The sequence below is a fragment of the Pseudomonas sp. PDM01 genome, assembly GCF_014852325.1.
Lineage (GTDB): Bacteria > Pseudomonadota > Gammaproteobacteria > Pseudomonadales > Pseudomonadaceae > Aquipseudomonas > Aquipseudomonas migulae.
In genome coordinates, this window is the sequence record NZ_JACVBK010000001.1 from 221,961 (window position 1) to 234,066 (window position 12,106).

Annotated in this window: 11 protein-coding genes; 7 read left to right on the forward strand and 4 right to left on the reverse strand. The window is 60.4% G+C overall.

What is annotated here, in order from left to right:
• Positions 1-158: 158 nt before the first annotated feature.
• Positions 159-923 (forward strand): SDR family NAD(P)-dependent oxidoreductase, encoded by a 765-nt coding sequence (locus IB246_RS01015; protein WP_008039092.1) that lies wholly within the window; start codon positions 159-161, stop codon positions 921-923.
• Positions 924-968: 45 nt separating this feature from the next.
• On the opposite strand, the gene IB246_RS01020 is transcribed toward IB246_RS01015, so the two are convergent.
• Entirely contained in the window at positions 969-1,862 is an 894-nt protein-coding gene (locus IB246_RS01020) for a helix-turn-helix domain-containing protein (protein ID WP_192229983.1), read from the reverse strand.
• A 164-nt stretch (positions 1,863-2,026) separates the two neighbouring features.
• Here IB246_RS01020 and IB246_RS01025 point away from each other — a divergent pair, with 164 nt between their 5' ends.
• The 3 genes from IB246_RS01025 (at position 2,027) to IB246_RS01035 (ending at position 3,627) form a co-directional block, all read left to right on the forward strand.
• Complete coding sequence (locus IB246_RS01025) at positions 2,027-2,467, forward strand: DoxX family protein (protein ID WP_008024732.1); 441 nt, start codon at positions 2,027-2,029, stop codon at positions 2,465-2,467.
• A 149-nt stretch (positions 2,468-2,616) separates the two neighbouring features.
• On the forward strand, positions 2,617-3,354 hold the full coding sequence (locus tag IB246_RS01030; RefSeq protein WP_008039091.1) for an SDR family oxidoreductase: 738 nt from the start codon (positions 2,617-2,619) through the stop codon (positions 3,352-3,354).
• Between the two features lie 15 nt (positions 3,355-3,369).
• On the forward strand, positions 3,370-3,627 hold the full coding sequence (locus IB246_RS01035; RefSeq protein WP_008039090.1) for an Atu4866 domain-containing protein: 258 nt from the start codon (positions 3,370-3,372) through the stop codon (positions 3,625-3,627).
• A gap of 185 nt (positions 3,628-3,812) precedes the next feature.
• Here the strand turns inward: IB246_RS01035 and IB246_RS01040 are convergent, their stop codons facing one another.
• Entirely contained in the window at positions 3,813-5,204 is a 1,392-nt protein-coding gene (locus IB246_RS01040) for an aldehyde dehydrogenase family protein (RefSeq protein WP_008039089.1), read from the reverse strand.
• A 100-nt stretch (positions 5,205-5,304) separates the two neighbouring features.
• Here IB246_RS01040 and ptrR point away from each other — a divergent pair, with 100 nt between their 5' ends.
• Positions 5,305-6,186 (forward strand): putrescine utilization regulator PtrR, encoded by an 882-nt coding sequence (gene ptrR, locus IB246_RS01045; RefSeq protein WP_008039073.1) that lies wholly within the window; start codon positions 5,305-5,307, stop codon positions 6,184-6,186.
• Positions 6,187-6,252: 66 nt separating this feature from the next.
• Here ptrR and IB246_RS01050 read toward each other — a convergent pair whose 3' ends face one another.
• Together IB246_RS01050 and IB246_RS01055 are read right to left on the reverse strand one after the other, a co-directional pair.
• The gene (locus IB246_RS01050; protein ID WP_008024776.1) at positions 6,253-8,040 is read right to left on the reverse strand and encodes an IlvD/Edd family dehydratase; all 1,788 of its coding nucleotides are present in this window, start codon (positions 8,038-8,040) and stop codon (positions 6,253-6,255) included.
• Between the two features lie 47 nt (positions 8,041-8,087).
• Complete coding sequence (locus IB246_RS01055) at positions 8,088-9,269, reverse strand: fumarylacetoacetate hydrolase family protein (RefSeq protein ID WP_008024778.1); 1,182 nt, start codon at positions 9,267-9,269, stop codon at positions 8,088-8,090.
• 114 nt (positions 9,270-9,383) lie between these two features.
• On the opposite strand from IB246_RS01055, the gene IB246_RS01060 reads away from it, so the two are divergent.
• Positions 9,384-10,334: a LysR family transcriptional regulator gene (locus IB246_RS01060; protein ID WP_008024779.1), complete on the forward strand. Its 951-nt coding sequence runs from the start codon at positions 9,384-9,386 to the stop codon at positions 10,332-10,334.
• 128 nt (positions 10,335-10,462) lie between these two features.
• Positions 10,463-12,043, forward strand: a complete 1,581-nt coding sequence (locus IB246_RS01065) for an aldehyde dehydrogenase (NADP(+)) (protein WP_008039071.1) — start codon at positions 10,463-10,465, stop codon at positions 12,041-12,043.
• The last annotated feature ends 63 nt before the right edge of the window (positions 12,044-12,106 follow it).

Genomic DNA, 12,106 nt, shown 5'->3' on the forward strand with positions numbered 1-12,106 from the left:
CAGATAAGCGCAAAGCCCCGACAGGGTGAGCAAGGCTCCTAAAGAGTGGCGGGTCGCAATCGGCGACAGTTGAGTCGTCGATTGCGACACCCCCATACGTTCAGGCGTATGCGCAGCGGCTGGAATTATTCAGCTGCGCTCTTAACAGGAGAAACAAGATGACTGATTTCATTCCTACCCCCAACGAGATCGCCGGCAAAGTCGTGATTGTGACGGGCGCCGCCAGCGGTATCGGCCGTGCCATCGTCGAGCTGTTTCATGCCCGTGGCGCCAGGATCATAGCCGAAGACATCAACCCCGAAGTGAATGCACTTGAGCGCCCGGGACTGGTGCCTTTGGTGGCGGATATCACGGTCGATGGCTCGGCTGAACAGGCTGTTGCACTGGCCGTTCAACACTTCGGCACGCTCGATGTGCTGGTCAATAATGCGGGACGGATCATCTACAAGCCTCTGGTCGAGATGACCCGCGAGGACTGGAGCTGGCAGATGGAGACAAACGTGACGGGTGCATTTCTCCATTCCCGCGAAGCGGCGAAAGAAATGATGAAGAAAAAGTCAGGCGCTATCGTCAACATTGCCTCCTATGCCTCTTACTTTGCCTTCCCCGGTATTGCGGCCTACACCGCGTCGAAAGGGGCACTGGCGCAGCTGACCCGGACCCAGGCGCTGGAAGCGATAGAACACGGTATCCGGGTCAACGCGATTGGCGTGGGTGACGTGGTCACCAATCTGCTCAATCACTTCATGGAAGACGGCCCGGGTTTCCTGCAAGAGCACGGGAAATCCGCCCCCATTGGCCGTGCGGCCTCGCCCGGGGAGATCGCCGAAATCGTGGCATTCCTGGCCTCCGAGCGCGCCAGTTTCATTGTCGGCTCGGTGGTCATGGCCGATGGCGGCATGAGCATTCCCGTGGGCAGTTGATGGGTCGGTTTTACCTGCGGCACGGTGCACGCCGTGCCGCGTTTTTCATTTGCGGTAGTGGCTGGGCAGGACGCCGACTTCCCGTTTGAACGCTTGAGAGAAATGGCTGGCGCTGCTGTACCCGACTTCCAGTCCGGCATCGATGATGCTCATGTCGGTTTCAATCAGCAGCTGCCTGGCTTTGGTCATTCTCAACCTGATGAAGTAGCGCGAGGGTGAAAGCCCCGTGGCGCGTTTGAACAAGCGACTGAAGTGGTACTCGCTCATGCCGGCTTCGTCGGCCAGGTCACCCAGACAAAACGCCTCACTCAATGACCTCTCCATCGCGTTCAGCACACGCTTGAGCTTGAAGGCCGGCAGGGCGTTGCGCTGCACGATGTTGTCCGCTTGCGTATCAAGGTACCGGCGCGCCAGATGCACGGCGATGCACTGGGCGATGCCTTGCATCAGCAGGGGGCTGGATTCTCCCTGGGTAGTCAGTTCAACTCTGAATTGTTCGAACAGCACTGACAGCGCTTCATCTCGACCGCCGGATATTTCCCGCAGGCAAATCGCACCGGTGACCTCTTTGTGGGTTTCCTGGATTGCACGTTCAAGCAATGGCAGACCGAGGTAAATGTGCATCACCACGAAAGGCTCCGCACTGTTCACGTGCCAGCGCATTTCGTAGGGCACAGCACTGGTGGTCAGGAAAAAATCACCCTTTGTCACCTCACTCGCCAGCCACTCTTTGCCGGGCTCCCGTTCTTCAATGGTGGCGCTCCCGCACAGCACCCAGACAATCAGCGGTTCAGCCACGGCGGGAACGACAAAGCTCTGTTCGATCCTTTCCCGGGTAAAGATCTGCACCAGCACATCGTTGGAAAAAACATCCTCGGAGGCGGCCAGGCGCTGACCGCGAATGTGCGATTCCAGGCCTGTTGCAGAGGTTCTGCTCAACGATTTGCACGATTGAACTTCCTGTTGGTGGGGGGAGTTACTTGCCTATTTATTCGAATCTAATGATCTAAATTAGTCGGCTATTCAGATGAGAGGACAAGACGCAAAATTTCTTCACAGCAGCGATTCATGGCGAGTCGCACAAACTTTGAAGGAAATACCTCATGACTACTTCTGCAAACATCGCTCATTCCACCGGCTCTGAACAGAGCCGCCGCGACGTGACCCAAGCCTCGGCTTCGTTGATCGGCCGCGTACTGCTCAGCGCAATCTTCATTCTCTCCGGTTTTTCGAAACTGGCCGCTCCCGCGATGATGGTCGGCTACATCAGCTCCGTGGGTCTTCCGCTTCCGGAACTGGCGCTGGCGTTGGCGATCATTGTCGAAGTCGGTGGTGGCCTGGCACTGATCGCCGGTTACCGCACTCGCACCGTTGCCGCTGTACTGGCCGTGTTCAGCGTATTTACCGCACTGGCTTTCCATAACGCACTGGGCGATCAAAACCAGTTCATCCACTTCTTCAAGAACATCGCGATGGCCGGTGGCCTGTTGCAGGTCGTGGCCTTCGGTGCCGGTCGCTTCAGCCTCGACGCTCGCCGTCGTTGAACCGGTAAGTCGCAGCCCGTTATCCCGACAGGATCAGGCAAGTTGTCAGAAGGATCTGACTAACTGGCTGCCCACCGTTATCCCTAATCTGGACTGGCAGCGAGACACCGCTCTCGCGTCACCAGCCACTCAAGTGAGGGATTAGGGTCATGTCGAATATCTCGAAAAAAGTCGTTCTGATTACGGGCGCGAGCAGCGGAATAGGCGAGGCGACAGCGCGCCTGTTGGCCAGTAGCGGTGCACATGTCGTGCTCGGGGCACGTCGTACGGAGCGCCTCGAAATGCTCTGCGCGCAGATCAATTCCAGCGGGGGAAGTGCCCACTTCCAGGCATTGGATGTCACCCGTCTGACCGACGTACAAGCGTTCGTGGATTTTGCGTTGAACCTGCATGGCCGGGTCGATGTATTCGTCAATAACGCCGGGGTCATGCCGCTGTCGAAACTCGAGGCGCTGAAGGTCTCTGAATGGGATCAGATGATCGACGTCAATATTCGCGGCGTCTTGCACGGTATCGCGGCAGGTTTGCCGTTGATGCAAAAACAGAAATCAGGCCAGTTCATCAACATTGCATCGATTGGCGCCTACACCGTCAGCCCAACGGCGTCGGTCTACTGCGCGACGAAGTTTGCAGTGCGCGCCATATCTGAGGGATTGCGTCAGGAGGTCGGCGGGGACATTCGTGTCACGGTGATTTCACCCGGCGTAACCGAGTCCGAGCTGGCCGAGAGCATTTCCGATGAAGGCGGGCGTGCCGAGATGCGCGAGTTCCGCAAGATCGCCATCCCGGCAATGGCCGTCGCTCGCGCTATCGCTTACGCCATCGAACAGCCTGCCGATGTGGACGTCAGTGAGCTGATTGTCCGCCCGACCGCCAGCGCGTTCTGAACAGAGGACTTGAACATGACGGTAAAAAAATCCGCTGATCAGGACAAGTACGTCGGTATGTGGGTCACGGCAGACGGGCTCATCCGCCATGAGCTCTTGCCGGGTGGCCGATACGATGAAGCCCGGGGCCGGAAGGCGAGTGCCTACCAGGGGCGGTATTGGCTGGAAGGTGACCACATCGAGTACGTCGATGACACCGGGTTCACGGCTGATGGCGACTTCCGCGACGGGATTCTGTACCACGCGGGCATGATTCTTTATCGCGAGGTGTAGAGGCCTGGCAGCGCGATGCCAAGGCCTGCCACGGCGGCCTTGCGCAGCGGCGTCGCCACGTGCACCCGTCCGCTGGGCTCGTTGCTGCCCGTCATCAGCTGCCGCTTATGAAGCGGCAGCTTTTTTATGCCTTGAAGACTCCACAAAATTACCTGGAACCAGCTTTCAAGGCTTCATCCCTGCACTTAGTGACGATCCAGCCACACCGTCTGCGCGTTGCAGAATTCCCGCACGCCGAAGTGCGAAAGCTCGCGACCAAAACCGCTCTTCTTCACGCCGCCGAAGGTGACGCGCGGATCGGAGGCGCAGTAACCGTTGATGAACACGCCACCGGTTTCCAGTTCGCCGGCCATCTGTTGGGCACGTTCTACGTTGCCGGTGTAGATAGTCGCAGCGAGGCCGAATTCACTGTCATTTGCCAGTTCCAGCGCGTGGGCGGCATCGCGTGCGGTGATGATCGACGCGACCGGGCCAAACAGTTCCTGCTTGAACGAGGTCATCTGGTCGGTAACATCCGCGAAAACCGTTGGCTCGTAGAAGTTGCCGGGGCCTTCTGCTTTCTTGCCACCCAGCAACAATGTCGCGCCTTCTTCCAGGGTATCGCGCACTTGTTGATCCAGTTCATCACGCAGATCAAAGCGGGCCATCGGGCCGACGTACGTGGTGGCGGCGAGTGGATCACCGACCACCAGTTTTCGCGTGGCTTCGACGAACTTGCGTGTGAACTCCTCGACGATGCCTTGCTCGACAATCAGGCGTTTGGCCGCTGCGCAGACTTGCCCGGTGTTTTGATAGCGGCCAATGACGGCGGCTTTCACCGCATCGTCGAGGTCGGCATCGTTGAGCACGATAAAAGGGTCGGAACCACCGAGCTCCAATACACATTTTTTCAACGCTGCACCGGCCTGCGCGCCGATGGCCATGCCGGCCCGCACGCTGCCGGTGAGGGTCACCGCTGCAATGCGTGAATCTTTGATCGCCGTGGAAACGCCGTCCGGCGTGACGTTGATGACTTCGAAAACCCCTTCAGGGAATTCGGCTTGCTTGAAGGCATCCAGCAACAGGTAAGCGCTGCCCATCACGTTGGGTGCGTGTTTGAGCACGTAGGTGTTGCCGGCGAGCAGTACCGGAACGGCGCCACGTAGTACCTGCCAGATCGGGAAGTTCCACGGCATTACCGCGAGAATCGGGCCGAGCGGGCGGTATTCAATGCGCGCTTTCCCGCCCTCAACCAGTGTCGGTTCAGCGTTGAGCATGGCCGGGCCGTGCTCGGCGTACCATTCGCAGAGCTGCGCACACTTTTCGATTTCGCCACGAGCCTGACTGATCGGCTTCCCCATCTCCAGGGTAATCATGGTTGCCATCGCTTCTGCGTTGTTGCGCAAGACGCTGGCCAGGGCGATCAGCCGTTGCGCGCGTTGCGCCACCGGTGTGCCGCGCCAGACACGAAACCCGGCCGCAGCGCGTGACAGTGCGGATTGCAGCGCCGCATCGGATTCAAAAGGGTAGTGGCCGATCTGCTCGCCGTTGGCGGGGTTGATCGAAATGGCATGGGTGAGGCTGGAAACATGGGTCATGGCACCGTCCTGCGGGGTGGGGATGGGTTCAGACTACGGTGGCATTTGTTTTCTGGAAACTGAATAATACTGATCGTACCGTTCACGTTTGGAGAATGACTTGGATCTGGTTCAGCTCGAAATTTTCAAAGCTGTCGCCGAGCACGGCAGCATCAGCGTGGCCGCTCAGCATATCCATCGGGTGCCGTCGAACCTGACGACGCGGATCAAGCAACTGGAGCAGGATCTGGGCGTGGACCTGTTTATCCGCGAGAAAAGCCGCCTGCGGCTGTCGCCGGCCGGTTGGAGTTTTCTCGACTATGCCCGACGCATCCTCGACCTGGTCCAGGAGGCCCGCACGACGGTTGCCGGGGAAGAGCCGCAAGGATCGTTTCCCCTCGGTTCGCTGGAGAGCACGGCGGCGGTGCGTATTCCTGGGCTGTTGGCCGCCTATAACCAGAAGCACGCCAAAGTCGAGCTGGCCTTGTCCACCGGTCCTTCCGGAACCATGATCGACGGCGTGCTCTCGGGTCGATTGGCCGCTGCGTTTGTCGACGGGCCGGTGCTGCACCCGGCACTGGAGGGCGTGCCGGCCTTCGAGGAAGAGATGGTGCTGATCGCGCCGCTCAACCATGCCCCGATCCACCGCGCACAAGACGTGAACGGCGAAAACATCTACGCCTTTCGTTCCAATTGCTCTTATCGCCACCACTTTGAAAGCTGGTTCGCCAAGGACGCCGCAGTACCCGGCAAGATTTTCGAAATGGAGTCCTATCACGGCATGCTGGCCTGTGTCAGCTCCGGTGCTGGCCTGGCGCTGATGCCGCGCAGCATGCTCGAAAGCATGCCGGGCTGCACCACCGTGAGTGTGTGGCCGTTGTCTGAGTCCTTTCGCTATTTGCGAACCTGGCTGGTGTGGCGCCGGGGCACGGTGTCGCAAAGCCTGACCATGTTCGTGCGTTTGCTCGAAGAGCGATGCGCAGCGGCGGACTTGCTGACTTGAGCGAATCGCGCCGCCATCGATCAGCAGATTCTGCCCGGCCGAAATAGCAGGGCTGCGCAAAAGCTGTCAGTGCGAATGACGCGGCTCGCCGCCACTTCGAGCAATGACCCGCATATGCAGGGTGGCCGGCTCCAGGCATCCGCCCGTCGATAACTGTCCAACCAATTGCCGGTACAGCTCTTGCCAAGGCGTTTGGGACGCAGGGATGTTAGGCGTCCACTCGGCGCGACGGCGGGCCATTTCGGCTTCGTCGACCAGCAGGTTTACCGATCTTGCGTTGAGGTCCACGCGCAGGCGGTCGTTGGTTTTCAGCAGCGCCAAACCTCCGCCGACAGCGGCTTCCGGGGACATGTTGAGGATCGAAGGGCTGGCCGAGGTGCCGCTCTGGCGACCGTCGCCCAGGCACGGCAGAGAGTCGATGCCTTGCTTGATCAGTGCTGCCGGTGGCGCCATGTTCACCACTTCGGCACTACCGGGGTAGCCCACGGTGCCAGCACCACGAATCACCAGGATGCAACGCTCGTCGATTTCCAGCGCCGGGTCGTCGATTCGGGCGTGATAGTCCTCCGGTCCTTCGAACACAATTGCCCGTGCTTCAAAGCTGTTTTCTGCGCCTGGCTCGGATAGATAGGTCTTGCGGAACGCCTCGCCGACCACCGACATTTTCATGATTGCGCTATCGAAGAAGTTGCCGCTGAGAACGATGAAGCCCGCACGATGTTTGAGAGGGGTCTCGAAGGGATAGATCACGTCAGCGTTGCTGGTCAGACTGCTGCTGACGATTTCGCCGATCGTCTTGCCGCTGACCGTGGCGCAGTCTTCGTGCAGGCGCCCGGCTTTTTGCAGTTCATGCATGACCGATGGCACGCCGCCCGCGCGATGGAAACCTTCGCCCAGGTATTTGCCGGCCGGCATGCAATTGACCAGCAGCGGCACATCTTCGCCAATCCGTTGCCAGTCATCCAGGCTCAACTCGACGCCCATGTGCCGGGCGATGGCGATCAAGTGCGGAGGGCAGTTGCTTGAGGCGCCGAGCGCCGACGCGACGGCGATGGCGTTTTCGAAGGCTTCGCGGGTCATGATGTGTGACGGGCGTACATCCTGCATCACCAGTTCGCAAATGCGCTTGCCGGTGGCGTAGGCCATTTGACCGCGCTCGCGGTAGGGCGCCGGAATACTCGCGCAACCCGGCAACGACATGCCCAGCGCTTCGGCCAGTGCGTTCATCGACAGTGCGGTGCCCATGGTGTTGCAGTGACCCACCGAAGGCGATGCCGCGGTGGTCATTTCCATGAAGCCTTCGTAATCGATTTCACCGGCCGCCATCAGGTTGCGCGCGTGCCAGAGCACGGTGCCGGAGCCGATCAGTTCGCCCTTGTGGTGACCGTCGAGCATCGGCCCGCCGGACAGCACAATGGACGGCAGGTCAGTGGTGGCGGCGGCCATCAGGCAGGCCGGGGTGGTCTTGTCGCAACCGGTGGTGAGTACAACACCATCCAGCGGATAACCGTGGAGAATCTCCACCAGTCCCAGATAGGCCAGGTTCCGATCCAGTGCGGCAGTAGGCCGGCGTGACTGTTCGGCGATCGGGTGGACGGGGAATTCCATGGGGATGCCACCGGCATCACGAATGCCGGCCTTGACCCGCTGCGCGAGTTCCAGATGATGGCGGTTGCAAGGTGTCAGGTCGCTGCCGGTCTGGGCGATGCCAATGATCGGGCGACCTGATTGCAGCTCTTCTCGGGTCATGCCGTAGTTCATGTAGCGTTCGACATACAGGGCAGTCATGTCCGCGTGGGCAGGGTCGTTGAACCATTGCTCGCTGCGCAGACGGCGTTTAGGGGTGTCACTCATGATTCATGTCTCTCTTGTAATTGGATGAATCGACAATCTGTTCTGGATCAGCGTGGCAGCAGTCCTCGGGACGCCAGGTTACGCAGCAAGGCGCTCACGCCAAAGGTCCAAGGCGTTGCCTCGCAGCTGTGGGTCACCTGATTGTGCAGGCTGCCGAGCAACGGGCTGCTGATGCTGACCCGGTCCCCCAGTTTGTGGGTGAAACCACTGCCGACATGATCGCGATCTTCGGTGGGCGCGAACAGGGTACCGAGAAACAGCAGGAAACCATCGGGGTATTGGTGATTGGCGTTGAGGGTCTGGCCGGCGAGGTCCTGCGGGTCACGGCTGATCTGGCTCATGGAGCTCGATCCGTGCATCCGGTAACCGTCCTCACCTTGCACCTCAAGGTCGACCACGCAGGCGCGGACATCGTCCAGGCTGAAGTGTTCGTCGAACAGGCGGATGAACGGCCCGATCGAGCAGGATGCGTTGTTGTCCTTGGCCTTGCTCAGCAGCAGCGCGCTGCGGCCTTCAAAGTCCCGCAGGTTGACGTCGTTGCCCAGGGTCGCACCGTGAATCTGCCCGCGACTGTTCACCGCCAGCACCACTTCCGGTTCCGGGTTGTTCCACTGCGAACCCGGATGAATGCCAATCCGGCTGCCGCTGCCAACAGAGGCCAGAACCGGTGCCTTGGTGAAGATTTCCGCGTCCGGACCGATGCCCACTTCCAGGTATTGCGACCACATGCCTTGTTCGATCAACAAGGCTTTCAGGCGCATGGCCTGCTCTGAGCCAGGAACGATCGAACGCAGGTTGTCACCGATCACACCGTGCACGGTGGCCCGCACGGCTTCGGCTTTGGCGGCGTCACCACCGGCCTGCTCCTCGATCACACGCTCGATCATGCTGGCGGCGAAGGTCACGCCGGCGGCCTTGATCACCTGCAAGTCCAGAGGGGCCAGCAGGTAAGGTCGGGACGGGTCGGCATCAGGTCCGGTGTTGGCGAGCAGGGCCTCGATGCTGGCTATGAAGGTGCCCGGCGTCTCGCGCACTGCCGACAGAGGAGCGTCCGATTCCAGCAAGTCACTCAGGGTCGCGAAGCGCTCCGACAGATCGAATACGCCGTCGGCGCGCAGGACGATCGGCGAAGGTCCGGCGATCTGGCCTGGTACCCAGGCGCGGCCGATCAAGGTACCGGCGACGCCATCGACGGGCAGGGTGTTTTCGGGAGTAAGCAATAGCGACATGGGGCATCTTCCTGGTTCGTAAAGACTTCACGCTAGGACGGACAGTCGATAAACTCCAATGAGATAAATTCAGTATTCGATAACTTGCGGTTATTACCTGTGCGAGGCGTGTTCATGTCAGATCTGTCCTTCTCCAGTTTCTGCGGTTGGCTCAAGTTCAGGCATTTGCTGCTGATCGACACGTTGGGGCGCACCCGTAACATGCACCTGGCGGCGCAACAGATGAACCTCAGCCAGCCGGCCATCAGCAAGATGCTCAAAGAGATCGAAAGCCTGCTCGGTTTCGCCTTGTTCGAGCGCCAACCACGGGCCATGCCGCCCACGGCGCTGGGCGAGCACGTGCTGCGCTATGCGCAAATCGCCTTGAACGACGCGCGCTCGTTCGTCGAGCAAATCAGCAGCCTGCGCGAGGGGGGGCACGGTCATCTCAAGGTCGGCGGAATATTTGCCGCTACGGCGGTGGCCCTGCCCGAGGCGATCTTGCAGATCAAACAGCGCTGGCCATTGCTGTCGATCGAGGTGGTGGAGCAAACCAGTAACCACCTGATGGAAATGCTTGAAGAGAAGAAACTGGACCTGGCCATCGCCCGTTTCACCGATCAAAGCCAGCAGCAGCGGTACGACTTTCAACCACTGGCTCCCGAACCGTTCTGCATTGTGGTCAACGACCGGCACCCGCTGGCAGGTGTCGGCCCCATCTCGTTGGAGCAACTGGTGGACTTGCCATGGATTCTTTACCCGGTGGGTACGCCGATTCGCGGGCGCATGGAACTCGCGTTCGCCGAAGCCGGCGTGGGCATGCCCCGCAACACCGTCGACACCATTTCGATGCAGACCTTCCTCCAGGTGCTGCAACGTGGGCCGATGATCGGGATGCTGCCCAATGCCATGGTCAACCCACTGCTCGAAAGCGGTCAGCTCAAGACGCTGGATACGCCTTTGCATTTGGTCCCGCAGGACTACGGCATCCTCACCCGCAAGGGCGAGCAACTGGTGGGAGCGGCTCTGGAATTTGCCGAAATACTCAAGGACAACGCCCGTTTGAACAACGATTCGGCGAGTTAAATCCGATGGGGTTTATCGGTCATTTCGATAACGGATCGTTATCGGTTAATCCAAAAATGCCATTGGGAAAGAATCGATTCGCGACAGTACAGTAGCGACCAGCTTTCAATCAGGGTCAGGAGACTGTCATGCCCGAACTGTCCGGACACAATTTCACCGCGGGAGGCCGCAGCGCCGCCGGATCGGTGGTGTTGCACAGCGTTGATGCGACGACCGGGCAACCTTTGCCCACGGCGTTCATTCAGGCCACGGTCGAGGAAGTGGACGCCGCGGCAACGGCCGCCGCCCAGGCCTATCCGGTTTATCGTCATCTGCCGGCCGCCCGTCGTGCCGAGTTCCTTGAGGCCATTGCCACAGAGCTGGATGCACTGGGCGATGACTTCGTTGCCCTGGTCTGCCAGGAAACCGCTTTGCCGGCGGCACGCATCCAGGGCGAACGCGCTCGCACCAGCGGCCAGATGCGCCTGTTCGCCCAGACCCTGCGTCGCGGCGACTTCTACGGTGCACGCATCGATCTGCCACTCCCGGCACGCCAACCCTTGCCGCGCGTCGATCTGCGTCAGTGTCGCCTGGGTGTCGGCCCGGTGGCGGTGTTCGGCGCCAGTAACTTTCCGTTGGCATTTTCTACCGCTGGAGGTGACACCGCGGCTGCGCTCGCCGCCGGTTGTCCGGTGGTGTTCAAAGCCCACAGCGGACACATGGCGACCGCCGAACGAGTGGCCGAAGCCATCGTTCGCGCCGCTGAGCATACCGGCATGCCTGAAGGCGTGTTCAACATGATCTTCGGTGCCGGTGTGGGTGAAACGCTGGTCAAGCATCCGCTGATTCAGGCCGTCGGATTCACCGGTTCACTCAAGGGCGGCAGGGCGCTGTGCGACATGGCCGCCGCCCGCCCGCAACCGATCCCGGTATTTGCCGAGATGAGCAGCATCAACCCGGTACTGGTCCTGCCCGAGGCATTGCAAGTGCGCGGCGAGCGCATCGCCACCGAACTGGCGGCGTCGGTGGTCATGGGCGCGGGGCAGTTCTGCACCAATCCCGGCCTGGTCATCGGCATTCGCTCACCGGCCTTCAGCCACTTTGTGCAGACGCTCAGTGCCTTGATGGCTGATCAGCCCGCGCAAACCATGCTCAATGCGGGCGGCCTGCGCAGTTACGTTCACGGTTGCGAAACGTTGCTGGCGCATCCGCAGATCATTCATCTGGCCGGACCGGCACAGCAGGGCAACAAGGCGCAGGCGCAATTGTTCCAGGCAGATGCCAGCCTGCTGCTGACGGGCAACGAGTTGCTGCAGGAAGAAATCTTCGGTCCGGCCACCGTGGTGGTCGAGGTGGCCGATCGGGCCGAACTGTTGGCGGCCTTGCACGGTTTACGCGGCCAACTGACCGCGACCTTGCTGGGGGAGACGGCAGAGTTGGAACAGTCCGCCGACCTGGTGGCGCTGCTTGAGCAAAAAGTCGGTCGCGTACTGGTCAATGGTTACCCCACCGGTGTGGAAGTCTGCGATGCCATGGTCCACGGCGGTCCTTGGCCGGCGACATCCGATGCCCGTGGCACCTCGGTTGGCACATTGGCCATCGATCGCTTCCTGCGTCCGGTGTGCTACCAGAACTTCCCGGACGCCTTGCTTCCTGACGCGCTGAAGAACCGCAATCCATTGGGACTGACGCGCCTGGTCAACGGAGAAAAAACCACCGAAGCACTCTAGTCATTGCGCTATGCCGAGTGAACGGTTCACTCGGCCTGACCCATTCGATAAAAACAATCAGGC